Genomic DNA, 22,023 nt, shown 5'->3' on the forward strand with positions numbered 1-22,023 from the left:
TATAAATTTTTAATTAAGTCTCACTTATAAAGCGTATGTTGGCACATTTACTCCTTGTACTGAATATTAGTTTGGTCATCTTAAACTCAGCATTTTGCTCGATTGCAATTTGTATTGTGGCCATTTTAAAGTTTGTTTTGCCGGGTACTGCACTTAAAGCAAAAGGTACCCAGTTTGCCAATAAGATTATGTGGCTTTGGGCGACGGTAAACTCTACCATTCTCAACGTTTCGAACCGAATTGAGTGGGATATTCAAGGTGGTGATGAACTGCAAAAAGATGGTTGGTACTTAATGATCAGTAACCACCTTAGCTGGACAGATATTGTGGTACTGTGTTGCGTGTTCAAAGATCGTATTCCTATGCCTAAGTTCTTTTTAAAGCAGCAGTTACTGTATGTCCCTTTTATTGGCATGGCTTGTTGGGCACTGGATATGCCCTTTATGCGCCGTTACTCGCGTGAATATCTGATTCGTCATCCAGAAAAACGCGGCCAGGACCTGGCAACTACTCGTCGTTCATGTGCTAAGTTCAAACATACGCCAACCACAGTTGTTAACTATGTTGAGGGAACGCGTTTTACTGAAGAAAAGCAGCGCATGAGTAAAGCTGGCTACCAGTATCTTCTCCAGCCTAAAACAGGTGGTATCGCCTATACTTTGGCAGCTATGGGCGATCAGTTTGACAGTATCATTGATGTCACACTGGCTTACCCTGAAAATACAGATAAGCCGTTTAAGGATGCCCTGATGGGAAGAGTGACTAAGATAGTTGTTCGCACTAAAGTCCTGCCAGTTGATGAGCAAGTTCAGGGTGATTACTTTAATGATAAGCCCTATAAACGCCAGTTCCAGCAATGGTTAGGCAATGTTTGGCAGGAAAAAGATCAGTTGCTAAAACAAGTGCACCAAGATAAGTAATTAGATCAGCAGACCGTACAAACATAAGATTAAAAAAGGGAGCGCTTGCTCCCTTTACTTGTATTTGGTTGCTTACTTCAAAGTTAGCAAGTAGTTGACTAGCGCAAAGTACTCATCCATTGATTTGATTGAGCTGGCTTCGACTAGGTACTTGTTATTAACAATAAGCGCTGGAACACCAGATAAGCCACTGTTTTTAAACTGTTTGTCGAAGCGGCGAACCATGGAATCTACCGCAAAACCGTTAAAGGCAGCATCAAACTTCTTCGCATCAACACCTTCATCTAAGAAGATCTGACGTAGCTCCTGATCATTTTTGGGAGCCTTACGCATGTTGTGAATACGATTAAACAGTATCGGTGTCATTTTGTCTTCGACTTTGAGTACGATCATGGTTGCGTAAGCTTTACTCATCGACTCACCCATACTTCCACCCATAAAAGAGACATGGTTCTTCAGGAACTTAGCGTCTTTAGGTAGCTTGGTCTTTAGCTGCGCCATAATTGGCTCGAAGCTATTACAGTGTGGACAGTAGAAAGAGAAAAACTCAGTCACCATTGGTTTTTTTGATGCTTCTAAGTCTAGCACCTTGTAGTGCTGACCTTCGGTAAACTGCGCTGCGTGAGCGGATAGGCTCAACATCAATGTGGCGACTAGTGCAAACAGCTTTTTCATTCTTGACTCCATATTGTCGATTTTCTTACCACTGTGGCATGAGTGAAAGTGGGGGTTCATCCAGTGTCGAAATTTGCTCTTTAAAAGCAAGTACCTGACTCTCCCAGTATTTTGGATCATTGAACCAAGGGAAAGCGAGCGGAAATGCCGGATCGTGCCACCTTTTTGCTAACCATGCCATATAGTGCACCATACGTAGACCGCGCAATGGCTCGATTAGTTTCAATTGATTGCTATTGAAATCATTAAATTCCCCATAGGCTTCCAAAATGATATCAAGCTGCATCAATTTGTCGGCACGCTCACCATTAAGCAGCATCCACAAATCTTGGATCGCCGGACCATTGCGTGAATCATCAAGGTCGACAAACATAGGGCCATCGCGCCAAAGAATATTGCCCGGATGACAATCACCATGCAGACGAATTAAGTCAGTAGAATCATTCCAATGGTTTTCCAGAGACTTAATCAGCAAATCGAGATCGTTGAAAAAAGCGTTCTCTAAATGCATTGGGATAAACTGAGATTGCTCCAGTAACTTGCGCGGCTGATAGACGTATTCTTCGAGCCCGATGGTAGGACGGTGTTGGAATACTTGCTTCGAGCCAACTTTATGAATGCGACCCAAAAAGCGCCCAACCCCTTCGAGTTGCTCTAGGTTATCGACTTCAAACTGGCGCCCACCAACACTTGCAAATAGGGCAAACAGATAGCCTTGGTATTGGTGGAGAGTTTGACCGTTAATAATTACAGGTGGAGCAACGGGGATCTCAGACTCAATCAGTTCAAGGGTAAAGTCATGTTCCTCTTGAATTTGTTCTAAGCTCCAACGCTCGGGACGATAAAACTTAACCACATAACGTTGCCGCTCTTCATCGGTAAATTGGTAGACGCGGTTTTCATAGCTGTTAAGGGCCAGAAATCCAGATTCCGCTCGAATACCAATGCTTTCGAGGGCATACCACATAAAATCAGGCGTTAACGCATCAAAGTTAAAGGCTTGCTGTGTCATAAAATAAAAGAGGCTCATTGCTGAGCCTCTTTCCATATCTGTGAGTAGGGCGCTTAAAGCTTTTTGATAAAGCGGCTTTCTACTTCAATCGTGAAGTCTTCGCTATCGGACAGTATAAACTGAATTGTTGAAACAGGAGAGCTGAGATTGTCAGGATTGACGCCTAAACTCATTGGCAGGTTAAGTACTTCACCAGGTTCAACTTGAATGGTCTGTTTACCATACCAAGAAGCGTCGGTCAGACCTTCAACACTGAGTTTGTACTCTTGGTCTTGCTGAGTTTTATTAATTATTTTCAGGGTGTAGGTATTCTCTACTTCACCTAAGCCATTGACTCTGAACAACTGATTACGGTCACGAAGAACGCTCAAACCTGCCGGGTCGACACTGGCAACCTGAACAAAGAACAAGCCAATCATCACTAGCAGTACCGCGCCATAACCGAGCAGTTTTGGACGCGCGACCTTAGTATGCTTGCCAGAGAGGCGGTGCTCCGTGGTGTAGCTGATTAAGCCTTTTTCATAGCCCATGCGATCCATGGTTTTGTCACACGCATCAATACAAGCACCACAGTTAATACATTCATACTGTAGGCCATCACGGATATCGATACCGGTTGGGCAAACCTGAACACACAGGTCACAGTCAATACAGTCACCAAGGCCGAGTGCTTTGTGATCGGCTTTGCGAGAACGTGGCCCTCGCGATTCACCACGCTGGCTGTTGTAACCAACAATAAAGGTATCTTTGTCGAACATGGCCGATTGGAAGCGAGCGTATGGGCACATGTGAATACACATAATCGATCGCATCCAGCCAGCATTAGCGTAAGTACAACCTGCAAAGAATAATACCCAGAACACAGGCCAGAACTCAGCGTCAAAGGTGAAGAAGCCAACCACTAGGTCTTTAATTGGCACAAAGTACCCGGTAAAGGTGAAGCCTGTAGCAAGAGCAATTGCCCACCAAGCCAAGTGTTTAACACCCTTGCGCATAGCTAGATTGGCAGTGAGCTTGCCTGAATCTTGCTTGCGACGTTTGTTGGCGCTGCCCTCAAGCTTTTCTTCGAACCAAATATACATAAAGGTCCACACAGTCTGCGGACATAAGTAACCACACCAGACACGGCCTAAGAAAGTGGTAAGGAAAAACAGACCAAAGGCGGCGATCATAAACAACAGCGCAAGTAGGGTTAAGTCCTGCGGATATAGTGTGGTGCCGAAAAAGTTAAACTGCTGATTGCCGAAGTCGAGTAAGATAGCTTGGCGCTCGCCGTAGGGAATCCAAGGGATAAGAGCGAAAAAGACCAACAAGAACCAACCGCCATAGCGACGTAGTTTCTGAAAGGTTCCTTTACTTTCACGTACATAGATTTGGTTGCTTGGATTGAACCTGTCTCCTTTGGTTTTATGAGTTTTGGGGTTAAAGGTCTTGGGAGTCACATCTTTGATATCGATTTTATCCTGACTCATTGCGCTTCCTTCTTGAGCTAAACGGTGAGATTTCTATTGCTCTCACTCTAAAAACATTGCTACTTATTATCTGAGAATACTATTTTAGTAAATTCTTATGGACGGCGATTATATACGCAATAACATTTTCATTTCTTTAAGGCTATCAACCTTTAACAACAAAGATCAGTACAGTTCTATAAATAAATGACCTAACAGTTTCTGACTTTGCTACTAAATGGACATAAAAAAAGCGACCAAAGGTCGCTTTCAATAAAACGGGTCGGTGCTAGTCAATCAGACCACGGGCACGCAAAATCGCTGTTTTAAAGTCATCTTCTTGGTCTTTTTTTAGACCAGGAATCATTTCATCTTTGCCACTGTTACGCATTTTGAGGTGGTAAATCAGAACATCGTCTGTAAGATCTTCTAGTTTACCTTCATAGCCTGCTTCATGAGCGAGCTTAATGATCATCTGTAGCAGGTTAAGTTCCTGATCTTTTTGCCATTCAGGCTCAAGTAGCTCCAATAGCTCCTCAATACGGTGACATTTCATCGGCTTTCTCCACAATCTTTATAATGATTTGCTGCTAAAGGTAACAAATAGATGAAATGAAGGTAAGAAAAAAGCGCAGTCAGCGCTGCGCTTTTTAATTAAGCTGCCTTGATAACTTTAGCAGGAGCTGTGGCCATAACGGCTGTCTTCTCTACCAAAGTCATTGCTGGAGCTGACTTTTTTGCCACTGGAGCAGAAATAAATCCACTACGGCGGCGCATCGCACTACGATTTGTGTGCGAAAACCTGACTGTTGTTGGGCGCATTCAGTTACCTAACTGTCAGGCATATCCATTGCCAATGTAATGGCCTAATTAATTATGAGTTGCACTTCATTGCTGAAGTTTGGCTCTTCTGGCTCTCGCCAATCCGAACAATTAATTAGGAATTCTGATATGCACGCATATCAATAAATAGATTAGCATTATCAGTCGGATTGATCGATATATAATCGATTGTGATTCGCTACAATTATGTGAAGATATCTGTAGTAGTGAGACAGCAAACCAGATTAATATGAAAACAAGTTAATGGTCTCATGTGTGCCAAGGAGGTGTTGATGTCGTTATTTAAGAAAACCCTGGCCAGTTTTGGTATTGGATCGGCAAAGGTTGATTCCGTGTTGCAGCAAGAAGTTCTTTATCCAGGGCAGAAAGTGAATATCACTATTCACGTCTATGGTGGCTCGACAGCGCAAGAGATCGACAATATTGATTTGAAGCTCTACTGCCGTTACATCAAAGAAGTGCCAGCTAACCCTGATAAGGATAAGCACAATGCTGGTCGTATGCGTCGGGTCCCTGCGAGCTATGCATTGGCCAAGTGGTCACTGCCTTACGCCTTTACCATTAATCCTAGTGAAACGCGTGACTTTGAAATTGAGCTTGATGTGCCGTGGAATACGCCAGTTACGATAGGTGATTCTAAGGTATGGCTTGAAACAGGATTAGACATTGCGATGGCGAAAGACCCAACGGACAAAGACATTTTAACCGTTAGACCAGATCCGTTACTTGATGGTATTTTCACTGCTCTTGAAGGGCAAGGTTTGCGTATTCGTCAGGTAGAGTGTGAAGAGGTAAGTGGTTTTGCTATGCCATTTGTCCAGGAGTTCGAGTTTGTTCCAACTACAGGGCCTTTTCACGGTCGTTGGCGAGAGCTTGAGGTGGTGGCGTTTCGAACTGATGACAAACTGCAAATGTGGTTTGAGATCGATCGCCATCGCGAAGGAGCAAGAGGCATGTTAGCCAGCCTATTGGGCATAGGTGATTTGAAGCGTCAATTGGAAATACCGCTGCATACTTCAGCGCAAGAGGCTGGGGCACAAGTCATTGCTTATTTGGATGCGCATTCGTGACCAAAAATTAAAAAACTTTCAGCTTACAAGTGTAAGCTTAATGTGCCATACTCTTGAGTAATTATTCCATTTTTACTCAGAGTAGGGCACGCATGTCTGCTAATCGTCCCGTTGAATATAGCGCCAAAGAAGAGTTCGCCAATACGCTAACTCATGCTCTGGGTATGGTACTGAGTATTGTTGGCTTGGTATTGCTATTGCTCAAATCGACCGAGAGCAATGCTGACCTTCTGACCATCACCAGTATGAGCATTTATGGCAGCAGCATGATAGTACTGTTTTTGGCATCAACGCTTTATCACGCGATTCCGTATAAACGAGCCAAACGAGCACTGAAAACCTTTGACCATTGTGCGATCTATTTGTTGATAGCTGGTAGCTACACGCCTTTTTTGCTAGTGAGTTTACGCACACCATTAGCGATCGGCTTGATGGTGGTGATTTGGAGCATTGCTCTGTTTGGCATCATTATGAAGTTAGCTTTTGTTTATCGTTTTAAAAAGCTTTCGCTCGTGACGTATCTGACCATGGGTTGGCTATCTTTGATTGTGATTTATCAATTAGCGATGAACTTATCGGTAGAGGGACTCACGTTACTTGCGGCTGGCGGGGTTATCTATTCGCTCGGTGTAATCTTCTATGTTGCAAAACGCATCCCTTACAATCATGCAATTTGGCACGGGTTTGTCTTAGCGGGATGCGCTTGTCACTTCTTTGCTATTTATCTCTATGTCGATCCGGTTTAACGGGTTTCGATATTAATAATTTGAGCATTAATTTGATAGTGCTGTTCTTTTTCAACGTCGAATGAAATTGGTTTACCTATCACCGCTTGTTGTGGTCTTAGATAGGTATCGGCCATACGCTTAATAGAAGTCCATATCTTGACGTTTTGCTTAGTATTGGCAGAGGCTGTTATCAGTTCGACTTCGATTTCCACTAGGACTACGGATTGCGAACTTTGGTTGGTGAGAGATGTTGGAATGATAAGCTGACCAGACTGATATTTGGCAGCACCAAGCAATACTTCGACACCAGAGTCAGAAAGTTGCAAGGTTGGTTTATCGTTATTGACCTGCACGACAGTCGCTGTTTTTTTCTCAATCACAGGAATGGCAACTTGAGCAGGTAGTGTTGTTTCGCTCTCATTGATTGAAACCGGATCAGAAGCTGAGATGTACTGCCATGTAAAGTCATCATTGAGCTGAACTTGGCGCCCATCTTCCAGAGTTACGGTTTGAGAGGCGTAGCTCATTGTGCTCGCGATTAAGAAAAGTAATCCAAAGGTCGGTTTCATCATTGTTCCTTAACGTCGCCAAAAGGCGGGGAAAAATAGTACTAATAAGGTTAGGATTTCGAGCCTTCCCATTAGCATGCCTAGGCTAAGTAGCCATTTCGCTGCATCAGGTAGTGGAGCGAAATTTCCAGTTGGGCCGATCACCGCTCCCATGCCTGGTCCAACATTGGCGACTGCCGTAATCGATCCTGAAATACTGGTAATCGGATCGAGTCCCATGGCACTTAAGCCACCTGCAATTGCAATGATGGTGATAAAAAATGTCAGACCAAAAGCTACCACAGAACGGACAATATCGTCATTGACAGGGCGTTGGTTATAACGCTGAACAAACACACCTGATGGATGAATTAGTTTCATCATTTGCTTGTTAAGAAGGGTTAATGCAATTTGGAAGCGGAAGATCTTGATACCGCCCGCCGTTGACCCAGAACAGGCTCCTGCCATCATCAGAAACGCAAACAGAGTGGTTGGTAGAGCGCCCCAAGCTGTGAAGTCTTCTAAGCCAAAGCCCGTTGTTGTTACGACCGAAACAATGTTGAACATAGAAACACGCAGTGCATCCAAAACCGCATAACCATCTCGGATAACCAACCAAGCGGCAATAATCAAGCTACTAAACAGAAACAGATAACTAAATCCGCGCACTTGTGCGTCTTTGAGTAGTTGATCAAGGCGTCGCTTTCTGACTGCCGCAACGAATAGCAAGAATGGCAGACCACCTAAGAACATAAACAGGGTGGCAATCCAGTGTGCGCCATTAGAGAAATGGTTCATTGAACCATCTGAAGTGGAGTAGCCGCCCGTTGATAGGGTGGTAAAGGCGTGGTTGATCGCCTCAAATAGATTCATACCTGTGATAAGGTAGCCAATAATGCATAATCCGGTGAGCGATAAGTAAACTGCGACAATGTTTTTAGCCACCGTTTTGGCTCTCGGACTACTTTTATCTGACCAGTCGGAAGATTCGGTATGGAACAACTTCATACCACCCACGTTAAGCATGGGCAGCACCGCTACTGCCATGACAATAAAGCCGATCCCACCTAACCATTGCAGTATTGAGCGCCATAGTAAAATACTTGGGGCCATATTGTCGAGGCCACTCAATACTGTAGACCCAGTGGTGGTAATACCGGACATGGTCTCAAAGTAAGCATCGGTGAAGCTAATATGGTTGATAAAAACAAAGGGTAAGGCAGCAAAGGCGCTAGCAATTGTCCATACCAAACTGGTGATAAGGAACATATCCCGCACACTGAGCTTAAATTTTTTAGTACGACCGATGCTCAGGCAGGCAAAAGCGGCAATATGAGTGATCAAGACAGCCTGACCAAACTCCAAAAAACCAGAAGTGCCGGTGATAAAAGCCACCAAGGTGGGGACATACATGAATAGGGCCAGTTTTGATAACACTAGCCCGATCACAAACAGTACAGGACGAAAATTGACCATAACCCTTGCCTAAAGGAAGAACGGACTCGGTTGGAATAGGGCTTCGACGTCAGGAACGTACTTCTTGTCGACTAAGAACATCACCACATGGTCATCTTGTTCGATAACGGTGCGATCGTGGGCAATAAGCACCTCTTCACCGCGTACAATAGCACCAATTGTGGTGCCTGGTGGTAGCTTTATATCACCAATCGCACGACCGACAACCTTGGAGGTTGTTTCATCGCCGTGAGCGATTGCCTCAATTGCCTCTGCTGCCCCGCGGCGCAGTGATGATACGTTGACGATGTCTGCACGACGAACGTGAGTCAGTAGTGCCGAAATGGTTGCCTGCTGTGGCGAGATCGCAACATCAATCACCCCGCCCTGTACTAAATCGACATACGCCCCACGCTGGATAAGTACCATTACTTTCTTTGCTCCCATACGTTTGGCGAGCATGGCGGACATGATATTGGTTTCATCTTCGTTGGTTAGGGCAATAAAGACATCGACCTGATCGATATTCTCTTCTGCAAGTAACTCCTGATCGGCAGCATCGCCACAGAATACAATGGTATTCTCTAGTTTTTCAGAGAGCTGTTCAGCTCGTTGGTAGCTGTGCTCAATCAGTTTAACACTATAGAGTTGCTCTAAACGTCGCGCTAGACCAGCACCGATGTTACCACCACCGACAATCATAATGCGGCGATATGGTTTTTCTAGACGCTGAAGTTCGCTCATCACTGAGCGAATGTGGTTACTGGCAGCAACAAAAAAGACCTCATCATCCGCTTCGATGATAGTGGTCCCTTGTGGTCGAATTGGTCGACCTTGGCGAAAGATAGCAGCCACGCGCGTGTCGATATGTGGCATATGTTCACGTAGCGCCGAGAGTGCATTGCCGACAAGTGGACCACCATAGTAGGCTTTTACCGCAACCAAACTGACTTTCTGTTCGGCAAAGCTCACCACTTGCAGTGCGCCAGGGTATTGAATCAGGCGCTCAATATAGCTAGTAACTAGCTCTTCAGGTGCTATCAGGTGATCAACGGGGACAGCACCGGATTGAAAGAGGGCTTCTTTTGCTGATAAGTACTGAGGTGAGCGAATACGCGCAATACGATTTGGTGTGTTAAATAGCGTAAAGGCGACCTGGCAGGCCGCCATATTCGTTTCATCCATATTGGTTACCGCGACCAACATGTCGGCATCTTGAGCACCCGCTTCTCTCAATACGTCTGGGTGACTGGCATAGCCGTTAACAACCCGTAAGTCGTATTTATCTTGCAGCTCGCGCAGACGATCTGAATTGCGGTCAACAATAGTGATGTCATTGTTTTCGCCAACTAGATTTTCCGCTAGTGTGCCGCCAACCTGACCAGCACCAAGGATGATGATTTTCATACACTAATCTCGCTTAACTACTCAAATGGTGATAACTCTCGTCATCGCCATAACACATTACGCTTTCTTGGTTAGGACAGCGTAATAGAAGCCATCCATATCCTCTTCTCCAGGTAAAATCTGACGGCCTGGGTTATCGGGCTTAGAGCCTTGCAACTCGGCATCAGCAGTGCGAGCCAAGAAAGCTTTGACTTGCTCTGTGTTTTCTTGCGGTGTAATAGAACATGTTGCATAAACCAAGGTGCCGCCTGGTTTTAGTTGTTGCCACATGGCATCTAAAATTTCGCTTTGTAGCTCAGCTAAAGCTTCGATATCATCAGCGCGACGCAACCACTTAATGTCTGGGTGGCGTCTGATCACCCCCGTTGCTGAACAAGGAGCATCAAGCAGAATACGGTCAAACTTCTCACCTTGCCACCACTCTTGTAGGTAGCGTGCGTCACCACAAATGACATCTGCACGTAATTGCAAACGTTCTAAATTATCGTAAACACGATCGAGTCTTTTCGCGTCGCTATCGATAGCAACGACTTCAGTGTCTTCTGTGTGCTCTAGAATGTGTGCGGTTTTTCCACCTGGGGCCGCGCAGCAATCGAGAATAAGTTCACCATCTTGTGGTTGTAGGTAGTCAACCGATAGTTGTGCTGCCGCATCTTGGACAGATACCCAACCACGGCTAAAACCAGGCAGTAGGGTAACGTCACATGGTGAAGCCAATTTTATGGCATCGTCAGCTTCAGGATGAATACTGAATTCAATGTTTTCATCTTTTAGTCGTTCAAGATACTCATCACGGCTGTGGTGCTGACGGTTTACACGTAACCACATCGGTGCTTTGCTGTTGTTGGCTTCAACCAATTGCTCCCACTGTTGTGGGTAGCTCTCTTGCAGCATTTTCAGCAACCAATTTGGGTGGCCATATTTGCCCGCACTGTGGCTTGTTGCTTTTTCGTCTAATGCTTCTTGGTCACGTAAATAGCTACGTAACACAGCATTGATTAATCCGCGTAGGCTTGGACCACGTAATGTTTTTGTTCCTTCAACCGTTTCGGCAACCGCTGCATGAGCCGGAATGCGCATAAAGCTGAGCTGATAAATACCCACCAGAATTAAATGGTGGAATACGCGCTTTTTCCCTTTTAGTGGATTGTCCATCAGCTCATTGGTGATCGACTCTAAGCGAGGTAAGTAACGTAGACAGCCGTAGCAGATCTCTTGTAGCAGAGCGTGGTCTCGTGGTCTTATCGTCTTTTGAGCCGCTGGCAAAGCGTGTGAAAGAGATTGGCCTTTATCGACCACTTGAAAAAGGACGTTAGCAGCCGCAGCGCGAACATTCATAGTGAATACCTTAAATTAAGGGAGGGTGTCTCCACCCTCAAAATGTACGTTTCCCTTGCGGGATAAGTGTTAAGTGAGCTGAGTGCCCACTTCAAACCAACTAGCGCGTGAGTTCAGGATATCTTGAACAGACATCGCTTTCTTTCCAGGCACCTGTAGCTGCTCTAAAACCAGCACGCCGTTGCCAGTGGCAATGTAGATACCGCTTTTATCCGTACGCAGGATAGTGCCTGCTGGTTGAGTTGTCGTTTGTTCATCGACACGACTTTGCCAAACTTTGATGCTGTTATCAGCTGCGACAAAGTGGCTCATTGGCCAAGGGCTGAATGCACGAACACAGCGTTCGATATGAACAGCATTGTCGTTCCAGTCAATACGAGCCTCTTCTTTGCTTAACTTTTTCGCGTAGTTAGCTAGGGCATCGTCTTGTTTCTCTGCAACTGCAGTACCTAGTGCGATATCTGCTAGACATTCAACCAATGCTTGCGGGCCAAGCTCGGCTAGTTTTTCGTACATAGATGCACTGGTGTCGGTCGCTTCAATTGGCAAAGTGGCGACTTTTAGCATATCACCAGTATCTAAACCGATATCCATTTGCATAATCGTCACACCAGTTTCTGCATCTCCCGCCCAAATTGAGCGTTGAATAGGTGCTGCACCACGCCAGCGTGGCAGAATCGAGCCATGAACGTTAATACAGCCTAGTTTTGGCGTATCAAGTACAGCCTGCGGAAGTAGCATACCGTAAGCAACAACGACCATGATATCTGCGTTTAAATCTGCAAGTTCTTGTTTGGCTTGATCAGATTTAAAGTTTTCTGGCTGATAAACAGGAATGTCATGCTTAAGGGCTAGTTGCTTTACTGGTGGCGCTGCAAGCTTCTTGCCACGACCTGCAGGTCGGTCGGGGTTAGTATATACGGCAATGACATCATGCTCCGAAGACAACAACGCCGCCAAGTGACGGGCGGCGAAATCCGGAGTACCAGCAAAAACAATTTTCAAAGGTTTGCTCAAAGTACCTTCCTTCTCTTTTATTTGCGCTTAGGCTTTGCTTACGTGCTTTTCATTGAAGCGCTTGATCTTAGCCAGTTTGTCTTGAATACGCTTACGTTTTAAAGGCGAAAGGTAATCAACAAACAGTTTGCCTTCTAAGTGATCAAGTTCGTGCTGGACACAAATGGCTAATAGGTCGTCAGCTTCAAATGTGTACTCTTCACCATCACGGTTAAGAGCTTTCACTGACACCTCTGCTGCACGTGGTACAAGCGCTCGCGCCCCAGGAACAGAAAGACAGCCTTCTTCAATGCCATCTTCACCGCGTTTCTCTAGGATTTCTGGGTTAATCAGAACCATAGGTTGATCGCGGGTTTCAGAAATATCGATAACAACGATGCGCTGGTGGAAATCGACCTGGGTTGCTGCCAGACCAATACCTTCTTCGTCGTACATGGTTTCAATCATGTCATCAACGAACTTTTGAATCTCAGGTGTCACGGCTTCTACCGGCTTTGCTACGGTGCGAAGGCGATCATCTGGGAATGTTAATACTTGTAATACAGACATATACACTCGAATGTTGAACTGTGCCGAATCAGGATAAACCTCGTTGGCTCAATTCTAGACATTTTACACCCCAAATGACAGCATCAATGCGCTTTTTGCGCTGCTTCTTTATGTTGTTAGCCGTCAGACGAACAGGGAATATCGCCGAGCTAGGTTGGTTATTCGGAGTAAAGCTATGGTACGTATTTGGAGAGGTTTAAGAGTCGCTATGTTACTCACAGTGGGTAATCTGGTTAGTGGGCAAGCTGAGCCATTATCTATCAAGCCCGATGCTCCAGACATTTATACTGTCATGAAAGAGGATACCTTATGGGATATCTCTGCCTTGTATCTCGACAGCCCTTGGAAGTGGCCGCTTTTATGGCAAATTAACTCAAACATTGCCAATCCTGATCTTATTTATCCCGGAGACCAACTTGCACTGTTGTGGCGGGAGGGGCATCCAACGCTAAGTCTAAAATCTGTGGTTAGGCTGGCTCCTTCTATCGTGAAGCGCGACAAGCCTGCCATCCTAGCTTTAAATCCTCAGTATATTATTCCTTACCTTGAACACAATTTGATACTGGAAAACGAAGCGTTTGTCGAGTGCAGTCGGGTGATGGGTAACAGTTTAGGCACTCAATTGATTGATGGGCATGATGTCATCTATATCTCTGGCGATCAGGTAGCTCAAGAGTGGGGCATCTATCGCTTAATGAATCAATTTAAACGCGGGGATAAAACCGCACAGGTGATAAAAAGAATTGCCCATGCACAGCTTGTGGCGAGTAATGACCTGTTTTCTACGTTGAAGCTGGTTCAACAAAGCCAAGAAATTTTGTTTGATGACATCGCGTTGCCGTTATCCGAAACTTCGACGCTGGTTTATAAAGCGATTTTCTCTCCTATCCCCGCTCAACTGAGCTTAGTCAAAATTCTTGGATCCGTTGATGACACTCACTATGTCGGTAAAAATCAAGCCGTGGTACTTAACCGAGGTCAGCATGACGGCGTGCAGCAAGGTAATGTATTTGCGTTGTTGAGGCCTGCTGCTGATCTGCCAGAGCGAAAACAAGCTAGGGGGGAAGTTGTACAGTTACCAGACAAGTTAGTTGGTCATTTGATGGTTGTTCGTCCTTACCAGTACTTCAGTGTGGCGATTGTCACTGAAGCTTCAGAAGCCGTGAGCAAAAAAACTAAACTGCAACCACCAAGGGACTGAAAATTCATGACCACCCAAGAGCTGGCTGCTTGGCTGTCGCTTAACTTTACACCTAAGGTTGGACCGAAAACGTTTCTTGGTCTACTCAAGAAAGACTCACCTACTAATATTGTCCAATCTGATCTTCCGGCCTTACTGGCACTTGGTTTGAGCGAACAACAGGCTAAGTATCTGAAAAAAAGGGCCATCAAAGATGTCGAACAGTGTCTAGAGTGGCAACAACAAAGCTCACACAATCACATTATTACTCAGCGAGATAGTGCTTACCCTGCTCTGCTTGAGCAAGCCGTTGGAGCGCCCCCCCTTCTCTTTGTTCAGGGCAACGTGCACTGTTTATCTGAGCCTCAAATCGCTGTGGTTGGTAGTCGAAATGCTAGTGTAGAGGGGCTCAACACTGCACGAAGCTTTGCACGGGCGTTAGTAGAGCAAAATATTGTTATTACGAGTGGTTTAGCCTTAGGTGTTGACGGTTATGCGCACGATGGGGCATTACAAGGGGAGGGAAAGACGCTGGCTGTGTTAGGTAGTGGTCTAGAAACTGTGTATCCTGCTCGTCACCGTCATCTGGCGCAACGAATTATTGAAGCGCAAGGTGCTTTGGTGTCTGAGTTTCACCCGCTGGCGAAACCTAAAGCTGATCATTTTCCGCGCCGCAATCGCATCATTAGCGGTCTTTCTGTTGGCGTGCTAGTAGTCGAAGCTGCGGAGAAGAGTGGCTCTTTGATTACCGCTCGCTACGCGATAGAGCAAGGGCGAGAGGTGTTTGCGATCCCTGGTTCTATTCATGATGCCAATGCACGAGGTGGGAATCTGCTGATAAAGCAAGGCGCCTGCCTAGTGATGAGAGTGCAAGACATCATTGATGAAATAGAGACTCTGTTGCGCTGGTCTAATACCAATAAGCCACCGATTCAAAATGAACTTTTCGATGAAATAGATAGTAAAGAAGAATTGCCATTTCCTCTGCTGTTAGCTAACGTAGGAAGTAAGGCTATACCAGTTGATATTCTTGCAAACAGGACCAATATACCTGTGCAGGACGTCATGATGCAGCTCTTAGAGCTTGAGCTTTCAGGGCATGTTGTTGCAGTTTCCGGTGGCTATATTCGAAAGGGGAGGGGCTAGCTATGATGATGGATATCTTAATGTATCTATTCGAAACCTACATCCATAGCGATGCAGAGTTACAAGTCAATCAAGATGAGCTAGAAGAAGAGCTTCTTCGTGCAGGCTTTCATCAAAAAGACATTTACAAAGCCCTTGTCTGGCTAGAAGAGCTAGCAGCACTACAGCAAAGTGAAACCCACTCTGCGATTTCGGTGTGCAGTGCTTCGAACTCGACTCGTATTTATACAACCAAAGAGTGCGAACGCTTAAGTATTGAGTGTCGCGGTTTTTTGACCTTCTTAGAGCAAGTTAATGTTTTGACGACCGAAACACGTGAGATGGTGATTGACCGTATCATGGGCTTAGAGACAGACGAGTTTGAGCTCGATGACCTTAAATGGATTGTTCTGATGGTGCTGTTTAATGTGCCAGGCAATGAGAATGCATACACACTTATGGAAGAGCTGTTGTATACCAAAGAGCAAGGTATTCTCCACTAATTCCTGAGTTTATATGAGCAATAAAATTGATCAGCAGCTGTTTTCAGCCCATGAACATGCGCTAGAGCACCAAGCGTGCCCTAAATGCCAAAGTGAACAACGAGAAGGTGAGCTTCACCTTCGTCATGGCAAGCATGGCCCTTTCTTGGGCTGTGATCAGTACCCAATGTGTGACTTCATTAAACCCTTACACCAAAACGACGGTCATATTGTTAAAGAGTTAGGTGTGCCTTGCCCTGAATGTGGCAATGAGTTGGTATTACGACAGGGTCGCTACGGGATGTTTATTGGCTGTAGTCATTACCCAAGCTGTCATCATATTGAATCGCTCGATCACCCCAAGCAGGAAGAACAGCAACCAGAGCATCATACTTGTCCTGAGTGCGCTAAAGGTTATTTAGTAGAACGGAAAACCCGCTTTGGTAAGGTTTTCTATGCTTGTGATAACTACCCGAAGTGTAAGTTTGCTGTAAACCAACCGCCGGTTGCTGGTCAGTGTGAAAAGTGTGGCTTTCCGCTGTTGATCGAGAAGACGCTTGCGAGCGGAGTGAAAAGGCAATGCGCTGATCGCAAGTGTCACCATACTCAATCAGAACAATAAAAAACGGCGCGAGGTGCGCCGTTTTTTTCTTAATGTTTGTTACTGACCCAAATTGTCTGCAAATTCGTGAATCGCTGGAAAGGCTTGCTTATCAAGTAGCTTAGCTATGGCGCAAAGTTTGCGTTGCAACTCTCCACTGTAATCGCCGCACACGTTGATGTGCCCCATCTTACGACCTGCACGTTTTTCTTTGCCATACCAGTGAATATGAATACCATCCATTGCCAGCAGTTCATTTTCTAGCGTGTCTTCACCTAGGATATTGATCATTGAGGTTTCACGGATCAGCTTGGTGCTACCCAATGGTAAGCCGCACACAGCTCTTAAGTGGTTCTCAAATTGACATGTTTCTGCACCTTGTTGAGTCCAGTGTCCTGAGTTGTGCACGCGCGGGGCAATCTCATTGACTAGTAAGGAGCCATTGACATCAAAAAACTCAAGGGTTAGTACGCCAACATAATCGAGTTTATTAGCGACAGCAGTAAACATCTGTTTTGCTTGTTGTTGCAGTGCAGTATCTGCAATGGCAGTCGAAAGAGTAAGTACACCGTCAGTGTGAACATTTTCAGCAAGAGGATAAACTGCAATATAGCCAACCTTACTACGCGCGCCAACCAGTGAAACCTCACGGTTAAATGGTACAAATTCTTCTGCAACAATAGCTTGTGTCTCAGATGTAGCAATACACTCGGCCATTTCTGCCCAAATTGCATCGACCTGATTTGCCTCTTTCAAGCGCCACTGGCCTTTACCATCGTATCCGCCAAGCGCGCTTTTGAGCACCATAGGGATGCCAACGTGTGCAATCGCTTGGTCAAAGTCTTCACGTGTATTGATGACAAAGTACTTCGCATTGCGCACATCTGCGTCATCAAGCAATTGCTTCTCAATACGGCGATCGCCGCCTGCTTTTATCGCTTCAGTCGAAGGTAAGAACTTTCCACTTTGCTCGCAGATTGCCAGAATATCGTGAGGAATGTGTTCAAATTCAGCAGTGATCACATCAGCTTGGGTGATTGCGTTCTCTAGGCCATGACCAATCACTACTTGAGTTAGTGGGTGAACAATGTTTTGACTGCCCACGTCATAGGCAGAGATCTCAATATTCAGTGGTGCGCCTGCCAAAGACATCATGCGAGCCAATTGACCAGCACCTAGCACTAAAACATGCATTGACTTAGTCCTCCGCAGGGTTTGGGTTGGCTAGAACGGTTTCTGTTTGCTCTGCGCGAAATGCTTCGACTTTTTCCATCACTGCCTGATCTGACGTTCCAAGAATTTGCGCTGCTAGAATGCCAGCGTTTGCTGCTCCTGCTTCGCCGATAGCTAGAGTGCCAACCGCAATTCCTTTCGGCATTTGTACAATTGAGTAAAGTGAATCAAGGCCACTTAACGCTCGTGATTGTACTGGAACACCAAGAACGGGTAATGACGTGAACGCCGCCGCCATGCCTGGAAGGTGAGCAGCGCCGCCAGCACCCGCAATGATCACTTTAAGACCACGCTCTTTAGCACTAGTGGCATAGTCTGCAAGAAGTTGAGGTGTGCGATGCGCAGAAACCACTTTCGTTTCGTACTCAACGCCGAATCTGTCTAGCATTTCCGCTGCTAGTTTCATTGTTGGCCAATCTGATTTAGAACCCATGATGATACCGACTTTCATCTCAAACTCCTTCAAAGCTGCGTAGAATTGGTGAGCAAATAATTTGAGCGCATTATACGGGGATTTTATCACTAAGCAAACGTTTGCGTCGGGTTTGAATGAGCAGATGAAAGATTGCTACTTAAATAGCTTTAGTCACAACTTACGATTATTTGTACACTTAACCTAAACCGCTAATCAAATAGGATGCTTAGGTGAGTAACTTTGAGCGAGCACTCAGTGCACTAAAACAGGGGGAAGTGATCGCCTACCCAACAGAAGGTGTGTTTGGGGTTGGCTGCGATCCTGACAACCCTAATGCGATAAAGAAGCTACTAGAACTTAAACAACGTCCGGTAGAAAAAGGGCTTATCCTGATAGCTGCTAATTACCAACAACTGTTGCCTTATATTAATCAGCAAGCCTTAAGCGCAGAACAGTTAGAACGAGTGCAGCAAACTTGGCCTGGGCCTGTCACTTGGATTATGCCAAGTAGTGATAAGGTTTCTAATTGGGTGTCGGGGCAATATGACTCGATTGCCGTGCGCGTGACTGATCATCCTTTAGTACAAAAGATGTGTAATGCATTTGGAAAGCCGCTAACCTCTACCAGCGCGAATTTGACTGGCGAGCCAGCATGTGTAACAACCGAACAAGTTTATCAACACCTTGGTGATAAGTTAGTGGCGGTGCTAGAAGGGCAAACCGGTGGTCGAACAAATCCAAGTGAAATTCGTGATGCAAGAACCTCACAAGTATTAAGACAGGGTTAACCCTGCAACAAAGGAAGTCGAATGTCAGCGATAGATAAACTAGCAGTAAAACAATTTCTCATGACGCTCCAAGACTCTATTTGTCAGCAACTAGAGCAAGCCGATGGGAGCGCAGTATTTGTAGAGGATGAATGGCACCGTGAACCCGGAGAGAAATTGGGTGGTGGTGGTCGAACTCGAGTCATGAAAGAAGGTGCGGTGTTTGAACAAGGTGGCGTTAACTTTTCTCATGTACAAGGAAAAGAGATGCCAGCTTCAGCGACAGCGCACCGACCTGAACTTGCAGGACGTCGCTTTGAAGCCATGGGCGTGTCATTGGTTATGCACCCTAATAACCCATATGTACCAACCTCGCACGCCAACGTTCGTTTCTTTATTGCCGAAAAAGAGGGTGAAGAGCCTATTTGGTGGTTTGGCGGTGGTTTCGATTTAACGCCGTTTTATCCTTTCGAAGAAGACGCGCAATATTGGCACAACACCGCGAAGGAAGTGTGCGCGCCATTTGGTAGTGAAGTCTACCCAGAGCATAAAGCTTGGTGTGATAAATACTTCTATCTACCACATCGCGATGAAACCAGAGGTGTCGGTGGTCTTTTCTTTGATGACCTCAACCACTGGCAGTTTGATAAGTGCTTTGAGTACATTAAAGCGGTTGGCCAAGGCTATACGGACGCATATTTGCCGATAGTAGAACGCCGCAAAGACACTGAATACGGTGAACGTGAACGTCAGTTCCAACTCTACCGCCGAGGTCGTTACGTTGAATTTAACCTAGTGTTTGACCGTGGCACTTTATTTGGACTGCAGAGTGGTGGTCGTACTGAGTCTATCTTGATGTCGATGCCACCGTTAGCGCGATGGGAGTATGCTTACCAAGTTGAGCCGGGCTCTCCTGAAGCTGATCTATACGATCATTACCTCAAACCAAGAGAGTGGTAAGACTTTCTTCAATATATAGATAGTGATAGGGTCAATGTTTCGCATTGGCCCTTTTTTAGTTTTACAGGTAAAGGAAATGACTCAGCAAATAGATCGTTATGCCGTTTTTGGTAATCCCATCTCTCAAAGTAAATCGCCTTTTATTCATACCCTATTTGCTCGTCAAACCAATCAATCATTAACCTATACTGCAGAAAGCCCAAATAAGGATGCATTTCAACAAGCGGCGTCTGAGTTTTTTGCTCAAGGTGGCAAAGGTTGTAATGTCACTGTTCCATTTAAGGAAGATGCTTATCGCTTTGCCACTCGACTAACTGAACGTGCTCAACTAGCTGGGGCGGTGAATACCCTGAAGAAGCTTGATGATGGTGAAATTATTGGTGATAACACAGATGGTGAAGGGTTAGTGCAAGACTTACTTCAATATCAAGCGCCTTTAAAGGGAGCCCGTATTTTACTTATTGGTGCTGGTGGTGCCGCGCGTGGCGTTATTAAGCCACTATTAGACCAGCAGCCCGCTGAAATTGTTGTAACCAACCGAACCTTTGCCAAAGCGCAACTGCTTGCCGAGATGTTTGCACCGTATGGAACGATTAGCGCTTGTGAGATGAGTGAAGTGAAGCAGTCGTTTGATGTGATTATCAATTCTACCTCTTCTAGTTTAAGTGGGGAGCTACCAGATATATCAGCAGCAATCTTTACTGAACAATCGGTAGTGTATGACATGATGTATGGCGCAGGGAAAACCACCTTCAATCAATGGGCACATGAACATGGGGTGGAGCGAGCCTTCGACGGGCTTGGAATGCTTGTTGGTCAGGCAGCAGAAAGCTTTATGCTCTGGCGTGGTTTAAGACCGGGTACAAAGCAAATTTTGCGTGAACTTAGAAAGAACCTTGAGGGGCAGTAATGAATCAATCGATTTTATTTCCGGATATCCAAGTATGGGATGAAGAAAAGCAAGCAGTGCTATTTTCTGCTCAACAGTCGGGAGCCTTGATTCAATGTCTCGTTGATAAACAAGAGTTAGAAAAACTATCAGGGCAAGTAATAGGCAATGCACAGCAAGCTCTGGAAGTCTTTTCACAATATCGATTCGATCTTGAAGAGCTTGCTGAAGAACTGATCGAAGAAGAAGAGTTCAATTCACAAGGTAATATAGAGGTGGTTAGCTAATCTCTTTAACCTCATGAAGGTAATCTTCTTTATTCTGCACATAGTTGTTGGCGGACTTCTGCAAGAAAGCTCGTTCTTTGTCATTAAGAGGGCGAGCTTGTTTTACTGGGCTACCCACATATAGATAACCACTTTCTAAGCGTTTACCCGGTGGCACCAAACTACCAGCACCAATCATTACCTCTTCTTCTATTACTGCCGCATCTAACACGATCGCCCCCATACCTACTAAGACGCGGTCTTCAATAATACAACCGTGCAACATTACCTTGTGGCCGATAGTTACATCGTTACCAATGATAAGAGGGTAACCTTTAGGGTTTTCTGCGTTCTTATGGGTGACATGTAATACACTGCCATCTTGAACGTTGGTTCGCTCACCAATATGAATGTGGTTAACATCACCTCGGGCCGCAACAAGTGGCCAAATACTCGAATCGTCTCCTACTTTAATATCTCCGACTAAAACAGAGCTGCTATCTATATAGACACGTTGACCAATTTGAGGTGAAATTCCTTTGTAACTGCGTAGAGAACTCATTTTTTCTCCTTATATAGAGGTTTTTTGCCTAGAGAGGCTAAGAAAAGTGAGGAAAATAGCTCGTTTTGAATAGAAAATACTCAAACGCTAAAAAAATCAAAAAAAACTGCAAAAAGGGCTTGCCAATGTGATGGCGATCTCTATAATGCCCCCTCGCTGACACGGCAACGCTTCGAAGCTAAGTTTCGAAAAGAATGAAAGCCCAGTTAGCAAGGTCAATTAGCCAAGCGGAAACGCTTGAAAAAAAGTTTGAAAAAAGTGGTTGACACTAAACTTTATCTCGCTAAAATGACCGCCTCTTCCGAAGTGATGCGAATCACAAAGAAGAAAGCTCTTTAACAATATAAACCTATCAATCTGTGTGGGCACTCGTTGATGATAATCCAAATAGTTTCTTCGGAAACAATTTAGGTTTCAATGATACGAAGTGACCATTGAATCTTCGGATTCAGCACAGTCAATTCATTATCGTTCTGTTGGAACGATAATAGCTTTAAAATTACACAGTAGTTTTGAAGTCAGTATTCATT

25 protein-coding genes are annotated in these 22,023 nt (G+C 45.2%); 11 read left to right on the forward strand and 14 right to left on the reverse strand.

Annotation, left to right across the window (positions count from 1 at the left end; genetic code table 11):
* The first annotated feature begins 35 nt into the window (after positions 1–35).
* Positions 36–920, forward strand: a complete 885-nt coding sequence (locus ZX61_RS10380; protein WP_074181701.1) for an acyltransferase — start codon at positions 36–38, stop codon at positions 918–920.
* A gap of 72 nt (positions 921–992) precedes the next feature.
* Here the strand turns inward: ZX61_RS10380 and ZX61_RS10385 are convergent, their stop codons facing one another.
* The 5 genes from ZX61_RS10385 to ZX61_RS24340 all read right to left on the reverse strand — a co-directional run bounded on the left by ZX61_RS10385 (position 993) and on the right by ZX61_RS24340 (position 4,880).
* Positions 993–1,595 carry a thiol:disulfide interchange protein DsbA/DsbL gene (locus ZX61_RS10385; RefSeq protein ID WP_049844558.1) on the reverse strand — a complete coding sequence of 201 codons (603 nt, stop codon included), beginning with the start codon at positions 1,593–1,595 and terminating at the stop codon, positions 993–995.
* A 25-nt stretch (positions 1,596–1,620) separates the two neighbouring features.
* On the reverse strand, positions 1,621–2,607 hold the full coding sequence (locus ZX61_RS10390; protein WP_049844579.1) for a serine/threonine protein kinase: 987 nt from the start codon (positions 2,605–2,607) through the stop codon (positions 1,621–1,623).
* A gap of 53 nt (positions 2,608–2,660) precedes the next feature.
* Positions 2,661–4,079, reverse strand: coding sequence for a cytochrome c oxidase accessory protein CcoG (gene ccoG / locus ZX61_RS10395; RefSeq protein WP_049844559.1), 1,419 nt, complete (start codon positions 4,077–4,079; stop codon positions 2,661–2,663).
* Positions 4,080–4,347: 268 nt separating this feature from the next.
* Positions 4,348–4,614 (reverse strand): YihD family protein, encoded by a 267-nt coding sequence (locus ZX61_RS10400; RefSeq protein ID WP_049844560.1) that lies wholly within the window; start codon positions 4,612–4,614, stop codon positions 4,348–4,350.
* A 98-nt stretch (positions 4,615–4,712) separates the two neighbouring features.
* The gene (locus ZX61_RS24340; protein ID WP_167350315.1) at positions 4,713–4,880 is read right to left on the reverse strand and encodes a hypothetical protein; all 168 of its coding nucleotides are present in this window, start codon (positions 4,878–4,880) and stop codon (positions 4,713–4,715) included.
* Between the two features lie 293 nt (positions 4,881–5,173).
* On the opposite strand from ZX61_RS24340, the gene ZX61_RS10405 reads away from it, so the two are divergent.
* Together ZX61_RS10405 and trhA are read left to right on the forward strand one after the other, a co-directional pair.
* Complete coding sequence (locus tag ZX61_RS10405) at positions 5,174–5,971, forward strand: sporulation protein (protein ID WP_049844561.1); 798 nt, start codon at positions 5,174–5,176, stop codon at positions 5,969–5,971.
* 92 nt (positions 5,972–6,063) lie between these two features.
* Positions 6,064–6,717, forward strand: coding sequence for a PAQR family membrane homeostasis protein TrhA (trhA, locus tag ZX61_RS10410; RefSeq protein WP_049844562.1), 654 nt, complete (start codon positions 6,064–6,066; stop codon positions 6,715–6,717).
* On the opposite strand, the gene ZX61_RS10415 is transcribed toward trhA, so the two are convergent.
* From ZX61_RS10415 to def, 6 genes are all read right to left on the reverse strand, one after another.
* The gene (locus ZX61_RS10415) at positions 6,714–7,268 is read right to left on the reverse strand and encodes a DUF3157 family protein (protein WP_049844563.1); all 555 of its coding nucleotides are present in this window, start codon (positions 7,266–7,268) and stop codon (positions 6,714–6,716) included. The genes trhA and ZX61_RS10415 overlap by 4 nt on opposite strands.
* A gap of 9 nt (positions 7,269–7,277) precedes the next feature.
* The gene (locus ZX61_RS10420) at positions 7,278–8,723 is read right to left on the reverse strand and encodes a TrkH family potassium uptake protein (protein ID WP_049844564.1); all 1,446 of its coding nucleotides are present in this window, start codon (positions 8,721–8,723) and stop codon (positions 7,278–7,280) included.
* Between the two features lie 9 nt (positions 8,724–8,732).
* Positions 8,733–10,109, reverse strand: coding sequence for a Trk system potassium transporter TrkA (trkA, locus tag ZX61_RS10425; protein WP_049844565.1), 1,377 nt, complete (start codon positions 10,107–10,109; stop codon positions 8,733–8,735).
* 57 nt (positions 10,110–10,166) lie between these two features.
* A complete protein-coding gene (rsmB, locus tag ZX61_RS10430) occupies positions 10,167–11,447 on the reverse strand; it encodes a 16S rRNA (cytosine(967)-C(5))-methyltransferase RsmB (RefSeq protein WP_049844566.1) in 1,281 nt (426 codons plus the stop codon).
* Between the two features lie 69 nt (positions 11,448–11,516).
* Positions 11,517–12,464 carry a methionyl-tRNA formyltransferase gene (fmt, locus tag ZX61_RS10435; RefSeq protein ID WP_049844567.1) on the reverse strand — a complete coding sequence of 316 codons (948 nt, stop codon included), beginning with the start codon at positions 12,462–12,464 and terminating at the stop codon, positions 11,517–11,519.
* A 27-nt stretch (positions 12,465–12,491) separates the two neighbouring features.
* A complete protein-coding gene (gene def / locus ZX61_RS10440; protein WP_049844568.1) occupies positions 12,492–13,013 on the reverse strand; it encodes a peptide deformylase in 522 nt (173 codons plus the stop codon).
* Positions 13,014–13,188: 175 nt separating this feature from the next.
* On the opposite strand from def, the gene ZX61_RS10445 reads away from it, so the two are divergent.
* From ZX61_RS10445 to ZX61_RS10460, 4 genes are read left to right on the forward strand one after another with little or no spacing between them, the layout of a single operon-like run.
* On the forward strand, positions 13,189–14,214 hold the full coding sequence (locus ZX61_RS10445; protein WP_049844569.1) for a LysM peptidoglycan-binding domain-containing protein: 1,026 nt from the start codon (positions 13,189–13,191) through the stop codon (positions 14,212–14,214).
* 6 nt (positions 14,215–14,220) lie between these two features.
* Complete coding sequence (gene dprA / locus ZX61_RS10450) at positions 14,221–15,339, forward strand: DNA-processing protein DprA (RefSeq protein WP_049844570.1); 1,119 nt, start codon at positions 14,221–14,223, stop codon at positions 15,337–15,339.
* A gap of 2 nt (positions 15,340–15,341) precedes the next feature.
* Positions 15,342–15,821, forward strand: coding sequence for a DUF494 family protein (locus tag ZX61_RS10455; RefSeq protein ID WP_049844571.1), 480 nt, complete (start codon positions 15,342–15,344; stop codon positions 15,819–15,821).
* A gap of 13 nt (positions 15,822–15,834) precedes the next feature.
* A complete protein-coding gene (locus tag ZX61_RS10460; protein WP_049844572.1) occupies positions 15,835–16,422 on the forward strand; it encodes a DNA topoisomerase family protein in 588 nt (195 codons plus the stop codon).
* 39 nt (positions 16,423–16,461) lie between these two features.
* On the opposite strand, the gene ZX61_RS10465 is transcribed toward ZX61_RS10460, so the two are convergent.
* Both ZX61_RS10465 and purE read right to left on the reverse strand, forming a co-directional pair.
* On the reverse strand, positions 16,462–17,595 hold the full coding sequence (locus ZX61_RS10465) for a 5-(carboxyamino)imidazole ribonucleotide synthase (protein WP_049844573.1): 1,134 nt from the start codon (positions 17,593–17,595) through the stop codon (positions 16,462–16,464).
* Between the two features lie 4 nt (positions 17,596–17,599).
* A complete protein-coding gene (purE, locus tag ZX61_RS10470) occupies positions 17,600–18,085 on the reverse strand; it encodes a 5-(carboxyamino)imidazole ribonucleotide mutase (RefSeq protein ID WP_049844574.1) in 486 nt (161 codons plus the stop codon).
* Between the two features lie 194 nt (positions 18,086–18,279).
* Here purE and ZX61_RS10475 point away from each other — a divergent pair, with 194 nt between their 5' ends.
* The 4 genes from ZX61_RS10475 to ZX61_RS10490 all read left to right on the forward strand — a co-directional run bounded on the left by ZX61_RS10475 (position 18,280) and on the right by ZX61_RS10490 (position 20,952).
* Positions 18,280–18,837 carry an L-threonylcarbamoyladenylate synthase gene (locus tag ZX61_RS10475; protein ID WP_049844575.1) on the forward strand — a complete coding sequence of 186 codons (558 nt, stop codon included), beginning with the start codon at positions 18,280–18,282 and terminating at the stop codon, positions 18,835–18,837.
* Between the two features lie 21 nt (positions 18,838–18,858).
* Positions 18,859–19,776 carry an oxygen-dependent coproporphyrinogen oxidase gene (gene hemF / locus ZX61_RS10480; RefSeq protein WP_049844576.1) on the forward strand — a complete coding sequence of 306 codons (918 nt, stop codon included), beginning with the start codon at positions 18,859–18,861 and terminating at the stop codon, positions 19,774–19,776.
* A gap of 76 nt (positions 19,777–19,852) precedes the next feature.
* The gene (aroE, locus tag ZX61_RS10485; protein WP_049844580.1) at positions 19,853–20,686 is read left to right on the forward strand and encodes a shikimate dehydrogenase; all 834 of its coding nucleotides are present in this window, start codon (positions 19,853–19,855) and stop codon (positions 20,684–20,686) included.
* Positions 20,686–20,952, forward strand: a complete 267-nt coding sequence (locus ZX61_RS10490) for a DUF1488 domain-containing protein (RefSeq protein ID WP_049844577.1) — start codon at positions 20,686–20,688, stop codon at positions 20,950–20,952. The genes aroE and ZX61_RS10490 overlap by 1 nt, the downstream gene beginning before the upstream one ends.
* Here ZX61_RS10490 and ZX61_RS10495 read toward each other — a convergent pair.
* Complete coding sequence (locus ZX61_RS10495) at positions 20,945–21,493, reverse strand: gamma carbonic anhydrase family protein (RefSeq protein WP_049844578.1); 549 nt, start codon at positions 21,491–21,493, stop codon at positions 20,945–20,947. The two genes, ZX61_RS10490 and ZX61_RS10495, sit on opposite strands and share 8 nt — an antisense overlap.
* Positions 21,494–22,023: the final 530 nt, after the last annotated feature.

It is taken from the genome of Vibrio sp. VPAP30, from assembly GCF_001188205.1.
GTDB classification, from domain to species: Bacteria; Pseudomonadota; Gammaproteobacteria; order Enterobacterales; family Vibrionaceae; genus Vibrio; species Vibrio bivalvicida.

Bases quoted from the DNA above. Each gene is read 5' to 3' on its own strand.
- ZX61_RS10380 (WP_074181701.1), top strand. From the start codon at position 36: ATGTTGGCACATTTACTCCTTGTACTGAATATTAGTTTGGTCATCTTA.
- ZX61_RS10385 (WP_049844558.1), bottom strand. From the start codon at position 1,595: ATGAAAAAGCTGTTTGCACTAGTCGCCACATTGATGTTGAGCCTATCC.
- ZX61_RS10390 (WP_049844579.1), bottom strand. From the start codon at position 2,607: ATGACACAGCAAGCCTTTAACTTTGATGCGTTAACGCCTGATTTTATG.
- ccoG (WP_049844559.1), bottom strand. From the start codon at position 4,079: ATGAGTCAGGATAAAATCGATATCAAAGATGTGACTCCCAAGACCTTT.
- ZX61_RS10400 (WP_049844560.1), bottom strand. From the start codon at position 4,614: ATGAAATGTCACCGTATTGAGGAGCTATTGGAGCTACTTGAGCCTGAA.
- ZX61_RS24340 (WP_167350315.1), bottom strand. From the start codon at position 4,880: ATGCGCCCAACAACAGTCAGGTTTTCGCACACAAATCGTAGTGCGATG.
- ZX61_RS10405 (WP_049844561.1), top strand. From the start codon at position 5,174: ATGTCGTTATTTAAGAAAACCCTGGCCAGTTTTGGTATTGGATCGGCA.
- trhA (WP_049844562.1), top strand. From the start codon at position 6,064: ATGTCTGCTAATCGTCCCGTTGAATATAGCGCCAAAGAAGAGTTCGCC.
- ZX61_RS10415 (WP_049844563.1), bottom strand. From the start codon at position 7,268: ATGAAACCGACCTTTGGATTACTTTTCTTAATCGCGAGCACAATGAGC.
- ZX61_RS10420 (WP_049844564.1), bottom strand. From the start codon at position 8,723: ATGGTCAATTTTCGTCCTGTACTGTTTGTGATCGGGCTAGTGTTATCA.
- trkA (WP_049844565.1), bottom strand. From the start codon at position 10,109: ATGAAAATCATCATCCTTGGTGCTGGTCAGGTTGGCGGCACACTAGCG.
- rsmB (WP_049844566.1), bottom strand. From the start codon at position 11,447: ATGAATGTTCGCGCTGCGGCTGCTAACGTCCTTTTTCAAGTGGTCGAT.
- def (WP_049844568.1), bottom strand. From the start codon at position 13,013: ATGTCTGTATTACAAGTATTAACATTCCCAGATGATCGCCTTCGCACC.
- ZX61_RS10445 (WP_049844569.1), top strand. From the start codon at position 13,189: ATGGTACGTATTTGGAGAGGTTTAAGAGTCGCTATGTTACTCACAGTG.
- dprA (WP_049844570.1), top strand. From the start codon at position 14,221: ATGACCACCCAAGAGCTGGCTGCTTGGCTGTCGCTTAACTTTACACCT.
- ZX61_RS10455 (WP_049844571.1), top strand. From the start codon at position 15,342: ATGATGATGGATATCTTAATGTATCTATTCGAAACCTACATCCATAGC.
- ZX61_RS10460 (WP_049844572.1), top strand. From the start codon at position 15,835: ATGAGCAATAAAATTGATCAGCAGCTGTTTTCAGCCCATGAACATGCG.
- ZX61_RS10465 (WP_049844573.1), bottom strand. From the start codon at position 17,595: ATGCATGTTTTAGTGCTAGGTGCTGGTCAATTGGCTCGCATGATGTCT.
- purE (WP_049844574.1), bottom strand. From the start codon at position 18,085: ATGAAAGTCGGTATCATCATGGGTTCTAAATCAGATTGGCCAACAATG.
- hemF (WP_049844576.1), top strand. From the start codon at position 18,859: ATGTCAGCGATAGATAAACTAGCAGTAAAACAATTTCTCATGACGCTC.
- aroE (WP_049844580.1), top strand. From the start codon at position 19,853: ATGACTCAGCAAATAGATCGTTATGCCGTTTTTGGTAATCCCATCTCT.
- ZX61_RS10490 (WP_049844577.1), top strand. From the start codon at position 20,686: ATGAATCAATCGATTTTATTTCCGGATATCCAAGTATGGGATGAAGAA.
- ZX61_RS10495 (WP_049844578.1), bottom strand. From the start codon at position 21,493: ATGAGTTCTCTACGCAGTTACAAAGGAATTTCACCTCAAATTGGTCAA.